General features: G+C 29.2%; 16 protein-coding genes. 14 read left to right on the forward strand and 2 right to left on the reverse strand.

Features of this window, described 5'->3' with window-relative positions; translation table 11 throughout:
- The first annotated feature begins 955 nt into the window (after positions 1 to 955).
- The 7 genes from CLVI_RS15925 (at position 956) to alr (ending at position 6948) form a co-directional block, all read left to right on the forward strand.
- A complete protein-coding gene (locus CLVI_RS15925; protein WP_106061090.1) occupies positions 956 to 1369 on the forward strand; it encodes a hypothetical protein in 414 nt (137 codons plus the stop codon).
- Between the two features lie 78 nt (positions 1370 to 1447).
- Positions 1448 to 1759: a hypothetical protein gene (locus CLVI_RS15930; protein ID WP_146127341.1), complete on the forward strand. Its 312-nt coding sequence runs from the start codon at positions 1448 to 1450 to the stop codon at positions 1757 to 1759.
- 13 nt (positions 1760 to 1772) lie between these two features.
- A complete protein-coding gene (locus CLVI_RS15935; RefSeq protein WP_106061092.1) occupies positions 1773 to 2168 on the forward strand; it encodes a hypothetical protein in 396 nt (131 codons plus the stop codon).
- Positions 2169 to 2381: 213 nt separating this feature from the next.
- Entirely contained in the window at positions 2382 to 2603 is a 222-nt protein-coding gene (locus CLVI_RS15940; RefSeq protein ID WP_106061093.1) for a hypothetical protein, read from the forward strand.
- Between the two features lie 628 nt (positions 2604 to 3231).
- Entirely contained in the window at positions 3232 to 5007 is a 1776-nt protein-coding gene (locus CLVI_RS15945; RefSeq protein WP_106061094.1) for an aminopeptidase P family protein, read from the forward strand.
- 113 nt (positions 5008 to 5120) lie between these two features.
- Positions 5121 to 5774 carry a TVP38/TMEM64 family protein gene (locus CLVI_RS15950; protein ID WP_106061095.1) on the forward strand — a complete coding sequence of 218 codons (654 nt, stop codon included), beginning with the start codon at positions 5121 to 5123 and terminating at the stop codon, positions 5772 to 5774.
- A gap of 13 nt (positions 5775 to 5787) precedes the next feature.
- Positions 5788 to 6948, forward strand: coding sequence for an alanine racemase (gene alr / locus CLVI_RS15955; RefSeq protein ID WP_106061096.1), 1161 nt, complete (start codon positions 5788 to 5790; stop codon positions 6946 to 6948).
- Positions 6949 to 7067: 119 nt separating this feature from the next.
- Here the strand turns inward: alr and asnB are convergent, their stop codons facing one another.
- Entirely contained in the window at positions 7068 to 8906 is a 1839-nt protein-coding gene (gene asnB / locus CLVI_RS15960) for an asparagine synthase (glutamine-hydrolyzing) (protein ID WP_106061097.1), read from the reverse strand.
- A gap of 246 nt (positions 8907 to 9152) precedes the next feature.
- Here asnB and CLVI_RS15965 point away from each other — a divergent pair, with 246 nt between their 5' ends.
- From CLVI_RS15965 to CLVI_RS15995, 7 genes are all read left to right on the forward strand, one after another.
- A complete protein-coding gene (locus CLVI_RS15965; protein ID WP_106061098.1) occupies positions 9153 to 9326 on the forward strand; it encodes a (2Fe-2S)-binding protein in 174 nt (57 codons plus the stop codon).
- 39 nt (positions 9327 to 9365) lie between these two features.
- On the forward strand, positions 9366 to 9539 hold the full coding sequence (locus CLVI_RS15970) for a (2Fe-2S)-binding protein (protein WP_106061099.1): 174 nt from the start codon (positions 9366 to 9368) through the stop codon (positions 9537 to 9539).
- A 219-nt stretch (positions 9540 to 9758) separates the two neighbouring features.
- Entirely contained in the window at positions 9759 to 10433 is a 675-nt protein-coding gene (locus CLVI_RS15975; RefSeq protein ID WP_106061100.1) for a hypothetical protein, read from the forward strand.
- Between the two features lie 18 nt (positions 10434 to 10451).
- Positions 10452 to 11111 (forward strand): hypothetical protein, encoded by a 660-nt coding sequence (locus tag CLVI_RS15980; RefSeq protein ID WP_106061101.1) that lies wholly within the window; start codon positions 10452 to 10454, stop codon positions 11109 to 11111.
- 159 nt (positions 11112 to 11270) lie between these two features.
- Positions 11271 to 11498 (forward strand): TIGR04540 family protein, encoded by a 228-nt coding sequence (locus tag CLVI_RS15985; RefSeq protein ID WP_106061102.1) that lies wholly within the window; start codon positions 11271 to 11273, stop codon positions 11496 to 11498.
- A gap of 143 nt (positions 11499 to 11641) precedes the next feature.
- Positions 11642 to 12778, forward strand: coding sequence for a DUF116 domain-containing protein (locus tag CLVI_RS15990; protein ID WP_106061103.1), 1137 nt, complete (start codon positions 11642 to 11644; stop codon positions 12776 to 12778).
- Positions 12779 to 12808: 30 nt separating this feature from the next.
- Positions 12809 to 13798: a Gfo/Idh/MocA family protein gene (locus CLVI_RS15995; RefSeq protein WP_106061104.1), complete on the forward strand. Its 990-nt coding sequence runs from the start codon at positions 12809 to 12811 to the stop codon at positions 13796 to 13798.
- Positions 13799 to 13847: 49 nt separating this feature from the next.
- Here CLVI_RS15995 and CLVI_RS16000 read toward each other — a convergent pair whose 3' ends face one another.
- Complete coding sequence (locus tag CLVI_RS16000; RefSeq protein WP_106061105.1) at positions 13848 to 14915, reverse strand: NAD(P)H-dependent flavin oxidoreductase; 1068 nt, start codon at positions 14913 to 14915, stop codon at positions 13848 to 13850.
- Between the last annotated feature and the right edge of the window lie 316 nt (positions 14916 to 15231).

A 15231-nucleotide genomic window follows, 5' to 3' on the forward strand; every position in this document is an offset into this window, starting at 1 on the left:
TTACAAGTATCATCCATTCTTCTTTAGATCTTCTTTTTGCCATGCAAATTACCTCCTACTAAGTATAGGAGTATTATCACATTAATTTACTGCCAGTCCTAGGTGATGAGTTATTTGACGCTTACGTATATATAGGAAAGCTTGACAGTTACACATTAGATCCGGATGACAAAGAAAGAGAACTATTGTTATTATCATATACGTCATATCGGTATAGTAACAAAGAAATATTTGAAGATTATAATGATGATAATAAAACTGTCTTGATAAAATGTAATAGCATAAAAAACATAGAAATTTTAAAAGATTAAGAAATATGAGTATAGTAATTTAGAAAAATAAAAATGCCAGATGAAAAAATCAAGGTACCACCCAAAATGAGATTATAGGGGGACACCTTTTATTTTATGGGCTTATTATCATTTAATTTGTTTATAAGGCACACCGATAGGATATAAGATATCCTATAAGCTTAGTCATTATCTAAAAAAGATAGCAGCTAAGATAATTAATGCAATCAAGGAGATTACATACATACTATCATGCCTTGTCATAATAAGCCCTCCTTCACTATTTAATTATTTATAGTATTAACAAATAGACCCAAGGATATTCAAATAAGTACCTGGAAATAGTAGTAAGGAAGATAAAACATAATATAAAATAATATATGGATATATATTTAATAGGATAAATTAAGGAAGTAATATTATAAGTACAATGAGTCATTTAAAGGGTCATAGTAGATTATATGGAATATTTTATATTAAAAACATATTATTTTACTTCACAAAACGGAAGAATTAAGATAAGATAATACTAAGAACAAAAGAACAAAAGAACAAAACAACTAGTCAAGAATGGACAAGCATAGTGCTTGTTTTTTATATATTTATATCCAAATATTTGAAAAATGCTTAATTTGAGGTATAAATATAATGATATGGGGGTACATATGAAGGTAGAGGATTTTAAGTTAATCAGTAATGAATTAACAAGTATAAATTTTAGTGGAAAACGAGCGAAAGGACTAAAAAGCAATAATCTAACAGGTGAATTTGCAATAGGAAAGTTGTCAGAAGAAGAAAATGCTAAACTTGGTATAAAAACAAGTATACAAATAACAGAAAAAGGAAAAGATTCAGAAGAAGAATTGTCTAGGTTGAAAATTGAATATGTTTCAACTTTTGAAGTAAAGAATTATATTATGAATGAGTTTCTTAATGACAAAGATTCTAATGAAATTATGCCTTATATTGTTAATAATTTTATTTATCCTGATATTTTAAAATACTTGGATATTACTTATGATAATTCTGGGATTAAAAATACATTGCCTAGAGAATTAAGTTTTGCTGAGGTAAAGTAAAGGACATATAATCTAAAATCAGAGGAATCTTTAGAAGCTAGTGAAATTTTGAGGGAAAATAAAAAATATAATTCATGCGTGAATAGGGCATACTATAGTTTATACCAAAGGATATTATTTAAATTAGACTCTTTAGACTTATTAGATAAAGTTAAAGTAGAATGTAGAAATCAAACTGAAAAACCATTCAAAGGGAGTCACGAGTTTACAATTGAGTATTTTCTTGATAAAGGACTTTCAAAAAAAGTACTAAGACCACGAGTTAATACATGCGCGTATAATCTAAAAAGGCTTAGACATCAAGCAGATTATAAAAAAGATGATATGAACGAAATAGATGTAAATGATGCAATAAAATTGGCTAAACTTTTTAAGGATTTAGTAAAATAAGAAGGTGTTAATTATGGAAGAATTAATAAAAAAATTAAAAGAGTTATATCCTAATATAGAATTTGCAGAAGGTAACGAGAGTGGAAATAAAATTTTATTATATGGTAATAGAGATTTAATGTGGGATGATGAATTTAATGATAAAGCTCTGGAATTAGCAGAAAAATGTTTAAAAGAAGATGAATACGATTCATTTGCATATGTCTATGATTTTCTAGATGAAATGAGTGCAACATTAGAGGTTCAAAATCAAAGTGAATTTAAAGTAATTAAGAGAGTTGAAATTAGAGATTTCAGACTTACATTGGAAAAGAGATGTGAGACATATGAATATGAAGAAGATGTAGCCAATGATTTTAATGGAATTAACAATATTTTTTTATTAAAATCTATGGCAATAATAGATTAAGGATAATTATTTCAAAATTAAAGCCACTTCAATCACTTACATAATAGGGGTTGGAGTGGTTTTGGCGTATAGATTTTTAGATTAGAAGATACGTGAATATATAGTAAAGTAATGATGTAGAATGATAAACTGTAATAAAAGAACATATAAAATTATATATATAAATCAGAAGAAGGATTTAAACTATTAATAAATGAGGATAAAAAAGCTGCCATGGATATATTACAAGAAATAAGAAAAATCATGAAGCCTGAATATGATTACTATAATAAGTGTATAGTGCAGGATATTATTTATAATGATAACAACTATAATGCTATATATGATATCATTGGAAACCAGAAGGACCCTAACTCTTATAATCAATTAAATAACAATTTAGATGATGTTCAAGGTTATATGAGATACCATTGTAGTGAACTATTAGAAGAGTGATTATAAAAAGAAATGCAGGATATAAGCAAAAGACACTTATAGCGATATAGGTGTCTTTTTATATTTTTTAAAATAAAGGAGGTAAAAATAAGTTTACCTCCTTTTTTACCCCTTATAGGGTAAAATAAGGAGGTATAAAGAGGGACAAGCTAATTTATAGAATGAGTCTATTACTAGAATAGGGGACGAAATAAAACCAAGTGATACCAAATAAAAGAACTAAATTGAACCGAAATGCTTGCGGGTTTTATTTTTTTATAAAAAAATAAGGAATACTTTTCATAGCATTAATATTTAATCCCTGCAGATACTAATAGAGAAGTTTAGTTGAGGAGGGATTAATATTATGAATGAAAAGCGTGACAATAATGATTCAGGGAACAAAGAAAAACCTAAAAGTTTAGCTTCCTGCGGAAGTAATTCTAAGGGGAAAAAGAAGACTGCAACAAATAATCAATGGGCTTAGTATGCAGTAATATTTAAACTCAGAGGATACTGTCTTAAAATGAAAAGAAATTTTTATTTTAAGGCAGTATTTTTTATAGGGATAATAATTATATTTTGATGTTTAAATGTATATCCTAGTAAGATATAATATAATTAAATTTAATAAAACTTTTTAAGGAGAATTATGATAATGAATAGATTAAAAGAATTAAGAAAAGAAATGGATAAGTATGAAATTAATTATTATATAATTCCAAGTTCGGATGCACATCAAAGTGAGTATGTTCCTGATTACTATAATGGAAGAGAATTTATATCAGGATTCAGTGGTTCAGCAGGGACACTTTTAGTAGGTAGAGAAAAAGCTTTTTTATGGACTGATGGGAGATATTTCATCCAAGCAGAGACAGAACTTCAAGAGAGTGGAATAAGACTTATGAAAATGAAAATGCCAGGTTATGAAACCATTGATGAATGGATTAAAATAAATTTAAAAAAAGGTGAAGTATTAGCCTTTGATGGCAATGTAATATCAGCTAAGGATTATATAAAATACGAAAAAATAGCTGAAGAAAATGATTTTAAATTAAAAACTAAAAGAGATATTTTAGTTGATATATGGACTGATAGACCAAAGATGCCAACTGAGAAAGTATTCAATCATGAAATAAAATTTGCAGGTAAATCAACTAAAGAAAAATTATTGGAAGTAAGAGATCAAATGAAAATTTTAAAGGGTGAAAATTATATTTTAACATCCTTAGATGATATTGCATGGCTTTTTAATATTAGAGGAAATGATATAGATTATAACCCGGTAACTTTAAGTTATGCACTAATAACTGTGGATAAAGCAATTTTATATGTGGATAATTTTAAAATTAATAAAGAAGTTTCACAGAAATTAGAAAGTGAAGAGACAATAATAAAAGAATACTCTGATATATTTAGAGATGTTAAAGATTTAGAGGATTCTGTAATTATAGATTCCAGTAAAGTGAATGCCAAAATATATTTGTCAATTAAGAAGACAATTAGAATTATTGAACATATGAATATAACAACAAAGTTAAAGGCTATAAAAAATGCAATAGAGATTAAGAATATTGAAGCAGCCCAAGTCAGAGATGGAGTTGCTATGGTTAAATTTATTAAATGGCTAAATGAAAATGTTAAGAATTTGAATATTACAGAAATTTCTGCAGCAGATAAGTTAGAGAATTTTAGGTCTAAAGGAGAAAATTTTAAGGGACTTAGCTTTAATACAATAGCAGGTTATAAAGACCATGCAGCAATGATGCATTATGCAGCTACAGAAGAAAGTAAGTATACATTAGAATCTGAAGGAATGTTTTTAGTAGATTCAGGTGCTCAATATTTAGATGGAACTACAGATATTACTAGAACTTTTATTTTAGGTGATTTAAGTGAAGAGGAAAAAAGAGATTTCACATTAGTATTAAAAGGACATATTGCCCTAGCTTCAGCTAATTTTTTAAAGGGAGCAACAGGTGAGAATTTAGATATACTAGCTAGAAGACCTCTTTGGGACTATGGTATAGATTATAAGTGTGGAACAGGACATGGAGTAGGCTTCTTCTTAAATGTCCATGAGGGACCTCAGAGCTTTAGACAGCAAGGTAGTAATACTGTTTTAGAGCCAGGGATGATAATAACTAATGAGCCCGGAGTTTATAAGAAAGGTAAGCACGGAATAAGGACAGAAAATGTTCTCCTTGTAACCAAATCATGTGAAGATGAAGATATGGGAGAATTCTATAAGTTCCAGACAGTATCATATTGTCCTATAGATTTAGAGGGTATTGAAATAGAAATGATGACGATTGAAGAAAAGAAATGGATAAACCAATATCATAAAACTGTTTATGATAAACTAAATAGTTATTTGAATAATGAAGAAAAAGAATTTTTAATAATACAGACTAGAGAAATTTAAAGCCTATAAAGTCTACTAATATTTATCTTTTTAAAGATTTTAATATAATTATGTGGAATATGTGGTAAAATTTTGTATAAGGTTTTGTCGAATATAAAAGTGTGGAGTAAAGGATGAGTAAAAACAAAAACGTGAACAGAATTAAGTTTGCAATTTTTATCATATTTGTAATTATTGCATTGGCAATAGTAGTAATGAATTGGCATTTTATAAAAGGATTAAGAATTGAAAAAATAGTACATTTCATTCATGAAAAAGGACATTATGCTGCTGGAGTATATTTATTAATTTTTGCAATTAAACCATTCTTCGTGATTGTGCCAAGTAATCTTCTTGCAGTTGCTGGAGGGATTTTGTTTGGACCAATAAATGGATTTATTCTTAGTCTTGTGGGATTTTTCATTTCTGGTACTGTAGCATTTTACTTGGCTCAATTTTTAGGAAAGGATTTTGTACAAGGTATAGTTGGTGATAGGTTTATAAAATTGGATGATAATATGCAGAAGAATGGGTTTAAAATTTTATTTTTATTAAGATTACCACCAATATTACCCTATGACCCATTAAGTTATGCGTGTGGATTTACAAATGTAAAATATAGTACATTCATAGTTGCTTCAGTTATTGGAATAATACCTGAGACTCTATGCTTTTCCATTTTAGGTCCAAGCTTTAGACATCCTTTTTCATTAAAATTTATGATTCCGTTAGCCGTAATAATTTTAATAACGGTATTTTCAAAAAAAATAATGAATATGAGGAAATAAAGAGGTGTAGGTTATGAATAAAATTATGAGACAAGTGTGGGCGGAAATAGATTTAGATGCGGCTAAATGTAATATAAGAAATATAAAAAAGATAGTTGGAAGTAAAGAAGTAATAGCAGTGGTGAAGGCAGATGCCTATGGACATGGAGCCATAGATTTAGCCCCAGTTTTTATTAACAATGGAGCAAGTAAATTAGCTGTAGCATTAATTACAGAGGCTTTAGAGCTTATTGAAAACAATATTAACGTACCTATTATTATATTAGGGTATACTCCTTTGGAATACGGAGAGGATCTAATAAAAAATGATATAGAGCAAACGGTTTATGATTTAGAGTATGCAAAGGGATTATCTGAAATGGCTTTATCATTAGGGAAGACTGCAAAAATACATATTGCCGTAGATACAGGTATGGGAAGGATAGGATTTTTACCTAAGGATAAAAATATTAAAATAATTGAAGAAATATCAGCATTAGAGGGTATAAGCATTGAAGGTTTATTTACTCATTTTGCTACTTCAGATGAAGAGAATAAGGAATATACTTATGAACAATTTTCAAAATTGAAGGAGTTTATTAATAAGCTTGAGGAAAGAGGAATAAATATTCCGTTAAAACATGTATCAAATAGTGGAGCAATTATTGATTTGCCAGAAACATATTTAGATGGTGTAAGGGCTGGAATAATATTATATGGGTATTATCCTTCAGAGAAAGTAAAGAAAGAAAATCTAACTCTTAAAAATGTGATGACTGTAAAAACTATGGTATGTCATGTGAAGATACTTGATAGGGATATGTATGTAAGCTATGGTAGAACATTTAAAACTAATAGGGAAAGTATCATTGCGACTTTGCCAATAGGCTATGGTGATGGGTATTCAAGACTTTTAAGTGGCAAAGCTCAGGTGATTATAAATGGGAAGCTAGCCCCCGTTGTAGGTAGAATTTGCATGGATCAATGTATGATTGATGTAACTGATGTTGGTGAAGTTAAGGTAGGGGATGAGGTTATTATTCTTGGACAAGCTGATAATCTAAAATTTAATGCTGATGATATGGCAAAGGCTATGGGAACTATAAATTATGAAGTTCTTTGTATGATTAAACAAAGAATACCACGGGTATATATAGAAAATGGTAAGGTTGTTAATGTTAGAAATTATATTTAAGGCACATGAAAGAAAATAACAAATCAAGGATGCCATAGATTAAATTAACTGCACTCTGTCAATTAGATAGAGTGCAGTTAATTTGTTTTTCCTATTATTTATTTTGTATTTAAATCATTTTAACATATTCTTATATGATAATCTTCAAGCCAAGTATTTAGTTGAATAAGGTAGGCTATAAGTTGAGGTCCGGTCATAAGCTGTCCATACCATGGATTAGTATAGGATGAACCCCTAGAGTCTACAATTTCTTTGATTTTTTTCTTATCTATTAGAGAAAGAATAGGAGAATTAGGATTGTTCAAAATATCATCCATAGTTGAACATACCAAATCTGTATATATTGGATTGTGAGTCTTTGGATAAGGACTCTTTTTTCTATAAATTATGTCTTTAGGAAGTACTCCTTCTAGAGATTTTCTAAGAAGTCCCTTTTCCCGTCCCTCTAGCAATTTTATTGAAGATGGAATATTAAAAGCATATTCTACTAATCTATAATCAGCAAAGGGAACCCTAACTTCAAGGCTATTTGCCATACTCATTCTATCTTTACGATTAAGGAGAGTTACCATAAACCATTTTAGGTTTAAATAAAACATTTCTCTCATTCTAAACTCTTCCTTAGATTCATTAGGAAGATGAGGAACCTCATTAAGGGTTGAATGATATTGATCTTGAGCATAATCATATATTTTAAGATGATTTAAATCTTTATTTAAAATATCAACTCTATTATTAATAAATCTAGACCAAGGGAAGGTATCAGCATATTTAAGGTCTGGATTAGTAAACCAAGGGTATCCACCAAAAATCTCATCTGCACATTCGCCAGATAGTGCAATAACAAAGTCCTTCTTAACCTCTTCACAGAAAAGGAAAAGGGAAGAGTCTACATCAGCCATGCCAGGAAGGTCCTTAGCATGAACTGCATCCTTTAAGGCATATAATAAATCGCTATGATTTAGAGTCACTGTACGATGGTTAGTATTTAAGAACTTAGACATTTCTACTGCCCAGTATTGATCAGCAGTTGGTTGAAATAAGGAGGATTTAAAATATTTATCATTATCCTCATAATCTATTGAGTAGGTTGTTAATATTTTATTTTTCTTTTTGTATTCTTCAGCTGCAATAGCTGATATGGCAGAAGAGTCTAGCCCCCCAGATAAAAAGGTGCATAGAGGAACATCTCCAACAAGCTGTCTTTTAATAGCATCTGTTAGCAAGTCTTTTGTATGCTCTAATATTGTTTTTTCACTTTCTATATTTTCAGTAGCGGTTAATTTCCAGTATTCATTTAGCGTTAAACCACTAGGAGTTACAATCCCGTAGTGAGCAGGGGGAATCTCTTTTATATCCTTTAAAATTCCACTTCCAGGTGATATGGCAGGACCTAATGCAAAAATCTCTGTTAATCCATTGCCATCAATGCAAGCTTCAACTAGAGGGTGAGCAAGTAATGTTTTAATTTCTGAACCAAAGATAAAGTTATTATCCTTAATTGTATAAAATAAAGGCTTAACTCCCATGGCATCACGAGCTAAAAATACTCTGTTATTACCTTTATCATAAATTGCAAAGGCAAAAATTCCATTAAGCTTCTCTAGGCATTTAACTCCCCAGCAAATATAAGAAGTAAGTAAAACCTCAGTATCTGAGTAGGAATCAAAGTTATACCCTTTTTGTAATAATTCTTTTCTTATGTCTTCAGTATTATATAACTCACCATTATAAACTAGAGTATATTCTCTGTTTTCTAATTTTTTTATCATAGGTTGCTTGCCACCCTCAGGATCAACTACAATCAATCGCCTATGACCAAGGAGAACATTAGTTGAAATGTAGTACCCTTCAGCATTAGGTCCACGCTTAGCTAAGGTATCACTCATAGAGTGAAGAGTATGTCTATTATTTGAAATATCCTTCTTAAAATTAATTATTCCTGCAATTCCACACATTTTATAGCCTCTTTTCTTATTTTCAAAATAATTCATAACACGATATAAAATATGAATTCAAAGAATAATAGTTACAGAAAAGTTTTTAGAATAGGTTTATTTTTTATATAGCTTCTTTATATTGGGTATAATAGGGTATTAGCACGAATTAAGAATAGTTCTAAAACACCATATTCATATAAGCTTGACAAATAATAGTTATTGATTAGAATATACATAAAGAAGTGAAAAAGAGGAGATGAAATTATGTCAAAAGTTTGTTCCTGCAAAGGAGTTACTGAAAAAGAAATAATTGAAGCAGTGAAAGCTGGAGCTGCTACTTACCATGATATAAAGAAAGTAACTGGAGCTGGTACTGGGAGATGCAAAGGAGATAAGTGCAAAGATAAAATTAAAAAAATAATTAAGAAGAATAAATAACTATAGATTTTAAATACAAATAAAAAAGGAGATGAAACAATGTCAAAGGTATGTCTTTGTAGAGGAGTTACTGAAGAAAAAATAATTAAAGTAGTGAAAGCTGGCGCTACTACTTTTCAGGATGTAAAAGAAGAAACTGGAGCTGGTACAGGCGGATGTAACGGTGACAGGTGTAGATATAAAATTGAAAGTTTGATTAAAGATAATAAATAAGCTATTGTAAGTGAAGAATATTTCTAGGAAAGAAGATAAAGAGATATCACGATAACAAGATATGATGATAAGAAGATAAAGAGATATCATGATAACAAGATAAGAAGATGTAGGAAACACCAGCCATTAGGATATTTAAATAAAATAAACAATATTTGAGGACTTAAGAAAGTTTGGTACAATTTATATGTGGTACTAAACTTTTCAGGGGGAAAAAGAATGAAGATCAAGAGAAGTATTATAATCATTTTGTTTATTAGTATAGCTGCACTATGTGTAGCTATATATTTTATTAAGTTCTCCAATAATTTTAATGAAGGAAGAATTAAAGATTTAATAGCTACAGAATATAACGTAATAAAAGTAGAAGAGGATTCTGAAATAATAAATATAGTTATATCAGGTATGTTATCCCTAGATGAAATTAAAGAATTGAATGAAAATATATATGAAATTGCAACTGATAATAGCGTAAAAGAAAATGAAATATGCATTCAATACATAGAAGGAACTGAAGTTTTAGATGATGATTTCTATTATGAAGGATTAATTTCAAAAGCAAATATTAATTTAGAAGAAAAGACTATAGAGGTTGAACACTTTGAAGAAGTACGGGCAGAGCCAAGTCAGAATATTAAAGAATACACAGATCAAGACCTTGTAGGTTCTAAGGATGGTATTATTACTTTAGCATTAACCATGGATCTGGATAATTTAAGTAATGAGGAAATATTAGCTCAAGCTAAAACCTATGGAGATATTTTTATACGAACTAATCCAGATAAAAAAATATCTGGGGTACAAGTTAATATTTATGCAGAAACAGGAAATATTTATAAATATTGTTCTCCTAAAGTTGGCTTGTTAAGCATAGTAGAGATAAGTGACATGTAAACTATGGAGGTAAATCTGATGAGAAATATTAAAAAAACAGGACTAGTACTTGGCCTAATCTTTCTGCTTTCTATTTTCTATAGGGGGATTGTTATCAAAGCGGAAGTTGTTACTGTACCCTATACCGATGATAGTGGTAGTAAAGCTATTAATATTATAGAACTTGCTAAGGCAATGAATATAGAAACAAAAAATAATAATAATAAAATAGAAATGACTATTAATAATAGAAAGCTTTCATTTGATACAGAAGGAAGCTACATTTATTTAGATGATAAAATTTTAACTTTAAAGAGTAGAGTTGTTATAGATATAGATAGCAATGAGAGATATGAATTACCTATCCTAAGTAAAATCACTAAGGATGGAGATGGATATTTATTTCCTATGGCATTTATAGAAAAACATCTAAAAATAAAGTGTACCAATGATGGAATTATAGTAAATAGGAACAAGGTTGAAACTATAGAAGATAGTATAGAGGATAGTAGTGCTGAGAGTTCAGATAGCACCAAAAATATAGATTCAAGTACAAACGCTGAAAAGAACAATGAAAAAATAAAAGAAAATAAAAAGATAGAAGAAAAAGTAGAAGAAGAAAATAATGGAGTTGAAGCACCGGAGGCCCCAGAAGCACCAGAAGCACCAGAGTCTCCAGATCCTATTGTAATAGATTGAATTTTTAGATTTATCTGAAATTTTAGATTCGAGGCATATTAAATATTTCGGGCGAAAATTATCAAATAACAAAAAATATTGATAATAATCAGAGAATAATTTATAATGACAATATACATAGAAGTAAAATAAATGTCGGTAAAGTTTAAGGAGATAAATATGAGAGCAGTTTATAAAAACCCAAGAGAGTTAGCAATGTGTTTAAAAGACTTAGTAGATTTAAATTTAGATGGGCTAATGAGCTATGAAAAATTTGAACTGAAGGTTCTTAAGATGGTAGATGTTAATGAAATCTATAAAAATGGAAACATAGAAGGAAAGATAGCAATAGTCCTGGGAAAAGAAAGAATAGAGATTATTGATAAGGTAATAGCTGAAAGAAAATAAATAATGAGTAAAGAGACTCTTCTTGCCTTAAATAAGGATTAAGGAGAGTTTTTATTATATAATGATAGGATAGACATATAATTTTTCTTATAATTGAGTTTAATAGAGGGACTTTAAGCAAAGTATAATTTTTGGAGGATACAATGAATTATTTAACTTATTCCTTAAAATTAGATAATGAAGATTCTAATGAATATTATGAGCTTGTATCCAAAATCAGTAAAGATTTTACCGGGAAATGTTTAAGAGATACTGGAGACATCCTAAAGGATTTTATGTGTTTCATTGAAAATAATGAAATAGAGAATCTTAGGACAAGAGAAGAGTATTTTATTGAATTACTTTTAATAGGAGTGGTAATAAAGGAATATATTAATAATGCTAGAGCGTTTAAAGTTATTACAAGAGGTGTTTTTTCATTCTTAAATAAATTAAGAATGAAAAGCACGGGAAAAAATAAATATAAAATTGATGAGCTTCGTGGGAAATTGATGAGTAAGATACTTATCAAGAAAAAATACGTAAATAAAAACATATCCTTAGATGATATAAAATTAATAATAAAATGGCTCCAAGCAACAGGAGATTTTAATGAAGAAGTAATAAGGTTAAATAATTGGATGAAATTTTTAGAGAATAGAAACAATGAATATATAGATAAAGTTGTAATTGAATGTGAAAATTTAAATAACTATTTAAATGATATTGGTGAAAAGCAACTTCATATATATACTGAAAATGTAGAAAGCTACTTGAAAACTTACGGTATAGAACATAAATATAAAGAGGATTATATTTATTGTGGTAAGTCTGAAATACAATACTATTTTAATATGGTAAGTGCAGAAATTATGAATGATGTATACAAAGAAAAGTTTCTTAAGTGCAGGGGAAAACTAGTATTTTTACCTGCATGTATGAGGCAAATTAATACAAGCTGTAAAGGAATTATAGAAAATATGGGTTATAAGTGTATAAATTGCTCTAAGGTCTGCAATGTTAGCAAATTAACAGCCTTAGAAAATGAGTACAAATTTAAAGTGTATACTATTCCTCATGAAAGCTTATTATTTAATACATATGATGAAGAGAATAATCAAGTTGGAGTAATAGGAATAGCTTGTGTCCTTAATTTAATCTCTGGAGGCTGGAAAGCCTTAAGGTTAGGATTTAATCCTCAATGTATAGTTTTAGATTATTGTGGATGTTCAAACCATTGGATGAAGAAGCCTTTAATGACAAATATTAATTATAATAGATTAAAAGAATTAACTAATTAGTAGGTAAAATTTATAAATAAGAGGTGTAAAATGGGAAAAATAAGATTTGGGATAATAGGAACTAGTGGAATAACAGAGAATTTTTTAAAGGGAGCTACTAAGGTTGAAAATTTTAAATTAGTTGGGGTATATTCAAGGGATATGGATAAAGCTAAAGATTTTGGAGAAAAAAAGGGAGCTAGATTGTTTTTTGATTCTTTAGAAAAAATGGCAAGCTGTGAGGAAATAGATGCAATTTACATAGCTTCTCCTAATTTTATGCATGCTAGTCAAGCTATTACTTGTTTAGAAAATGGAAAGCATGTTTTATGTGAGAAGGCATTTGCTTCTAATTCAAAGGAAGTAAAAAAAATGATTGAGACTGCTAATAAAAATAATGTTGTTTTAATGGAAGCAATGAAAACTACAGTAAATCCTAATTTTAAAGCTTTAATGGAGAATATTCATAAGATAGGAAAGATAAGAAGATATTTTGCAAGCTACTGTCAGTACTCATCTAGATATGATAAATATAAGGAAGGGATAGTATTGAATGCCTTTAAGAAGGAATTATCTAATGGTGCCTTAATGGATATAGGTATTTATTGTATTTATCCTATGGTTGTACTTTTTGGAAAACCAGAAAATATTAAAGCAGATGCTATAATGTTAGAATCAGGTGTAGATGGGCAAGGTTCAATTTTATTTAATTATAAAGATATGAATGGAGTAGTTCAATATTCTAAGATAGCTAATTCATATTTGCCTTGTGAAATACAAGGTGAAGAGGGAAATATTATTATTGATAAAATAAATGGTCCAGCAGATATAAATATTAAGTATAGAGATGGACACGAAGAAAATATTTCTGTATTTAAAGAAGCTGATGATATGTGCTATGAAATTGAAGAATTTATAAATGTAATTAATTCAGGAGAAAAGGTATCTAAGATAAATTCTCTTGAAACTTCCTTATGGGTTAGTGAAATTATGGAGAATGCTAGAAAACAGATTGGACTTGAATTTCCGGCTGATTTATAAAATAAAAATGGATTACCTTAATAAAAGGTAATCCATTTTTTATTTGTATTTATATTGCAAGAATATCATTTTCTAATTCAGTCATTATTGCCTGAACAGTACTCATTTTTTCTACTCTATAAGCATTATCTCCACAGAAGATAAGACCTTCATCCATATTCCCATTAACTGCATTAATTAGAGCTTTACTTATACAGTAAGGCGTATCTGCAGGGTTACAAGGCGTTAAGCAATTATAACATTTCGTAACCTTAATTTTATTAATTCTAGTTTCCTTAACAAAAGGGTTAAGAAGAGCACGTCCTGGCATTCCAACAGGACTTTTGACAATAGTTACATCATCTTTTTTGGAATTTATATAAGCCATTTTAAATTCCAATGAAGCATCACATTCCTCTGTAGCAACAAATCTTGTTCCCATTTGAACTCCATTTGCTCCAAGTTTTAGGAATTTTGCAATATCCTCACCAGTGAAAACTCCACCAGCTACTATTACAGGAATATCTTTTGAATATTTCTCTCTATACTTTTTAACTTCTTCTATTATATTTAAGATGGTCTCATCAAAATTATCCATTTCTAATTCTAAGTTTTCAGCCTTGAATCCTAAATGACCACCAGCTTTAGGGCCTTCTATAACAACCATATCAGCTGTAATATTATCATGTTTATCCCAAAGCTTTAAGATAACCTTAACAGCCTTAAGGGAGGATACTATAGGGGCTATTTTAACCATTGAATCCTTAACTAATTTAGGAAGCATAGTAGGAAGTCCTGCACCAGAAATAATTAAATCGATACCAGATTCAATTGCAGTTTGAACATACTCAGCATAACCACGAGTCGCAACCATTATATTAACTCCAAGGACACCGTTATTGCATTTTTCCTTTGCAAGTTTAATTTCCTCTTTTAATGCTCTTAAGTTGCAAGCTAACGCATTGTTTTCAAAGTTTTCTTCGCGAAAGCCAATTTGTGCTGCAGATATAACGCCTATTCCTCCTGCATTAGTAACAGCAGAAGCTAAATTTGATAAAGATACGCCTACTCCCATACCACCTTGAATTATAGGTAGACGCACTGATAAATTTTCTATTTTTAAAGGGTTTATATTCATTATTTTTACCTCGCTTTATTTAGTCTGGTGCACCTAGTCTTCAAATATTGTCTACTAGAAGCTACTATCCCAGTAGGGTAGTGGTGGTTCACATTATTTCAAAAATACTTTGACTATCAAAGTATATAACTATTATAAATTATCATAATAAAAGATACAAGAAAATTTTATAAAAACAGTTATAGAAAACGTTAGAGTATAATTTTAGTAGGCAAAGGTAGCAAAAAAATAAAGGAGATGTAAAAACATCTCCCCAATACATAAATTATCCATTATAATTTTATTGCTAAGATAAAAAGAATGGAGTTGGATTTAT

Origin of the sequence: Clostridium vincentii (assembly GCF_002995745.1) — a bacterium.
Classification (GTDB): domain Bacteria; phylum Bacillota; class Clostridia; order Clostridiales; family Clostridiaceae; genus Clostridium; species Clostridium vincentii.

What these genes read in the sequence shown, in the direction of transcription:
- CLVI_RS15950 (WP_106061095.1), top strand. Translation starts at nt 5,121, where the DNA reads ATGAGTAAAAACAAAAACGTGAACAGAATTAAGTTTGCAATTTTTATC.
- CLVI_RS15980 (WP_106061101.1), top strand. Translation starts at nt 10,452, where the DNA reads ATGAGAAATATTAAAAAAACAGGACTAGTACTTGGCCTAATCTTTCTG.
- CLVI_RS15940 (WP_106061093.1), top strand. Translation starts at nt 2,382, where the DNA reads ATGGATATATTACAAGAAATAAGAAAAATCATGAAGCCTGAATATGAT.
- CLVI_RS15975 (WP_106061100.1), top strand. Translation starts at nt 9,759, where the DNA reads ATGAAGATCAAGAGAAGTATTATAATCATTTTGTTTATTAGTATAGCT.
- CLVI_RS15990 (WP_106061103.1), top strand. Translation starts at nt 11,642, where the DNA reads ATGAATTATTTAACTTATTCCTTAAAATTAGATAATGAAGATTCTAAT.
- CLVI_RS15995 (WP_106061104.1), top strand. Translation starts at nt 12,809, where the DNA reads ATGGGAAAAATAAGATTTGGGATAATAGGAACTAGTGGAATAACAGAG.
- CLVI_RS15965 (WP_106061098.1), top strand. Translation starts at nt 9,153, where the DNA reads ATGTCAAAAGTTTGTTCCTGCAAAGGAGTTACTGAAAAAGAAATAATT.
- CLVI_RS16000 (WP_106061105.1), bottom strand. Translation starts at nt 14,915, where the DNA reads ATGAATATAAACCCTTTAAAAATAGAAAATTTATCAGTGCGTCTACCT.
- CLVI_RS15985 (WP_106061102.1), top strand. Translation starts at nt 11,271, where the DNA reads ATGAGAGCAGTTTATAAAAACCCAAGAGAGTTAGCAATGTGTTTAAAA.
- CLVI_RS15925 (WP_106061090.1), top strand. Translation starts at nt 956, where the DNA reads ATGAAGGTAGAGGATTTTAAGTTAATCAGTAATGAATTAACAAGTATA.
- asnB (WP_106061097.1), bottom strand. Translation starts at nt 8,906, where the DNA reads ATGTGTGGAATTGCAGGAATAATTAATTTTAAGAAGGATATTTCAAAT.
- CLVI_RS15970 (WP_106061099.1), top strand. Translation starts at nt 9,366, where the DNA reads ATGTCAAAGGTATGTCTTTGTAGAGGAGTTACTGAAGAAAAAATAATT.
- CLVI_RS15935 (WP_106061092.1), top strand. Translation starts at nt 1,773, where the DNA reads ATGGAAGAATTAATAAAAAAATTAAAAGAGTTATATCCTAATATAGAA.
- alr (WP_106061096.1), top strand. Translation starts at nt 5,788, where the DNA reads ATGAATAAAATTATGAGACAAGTGTGGGCGGAAATAGATTTAGATGCG.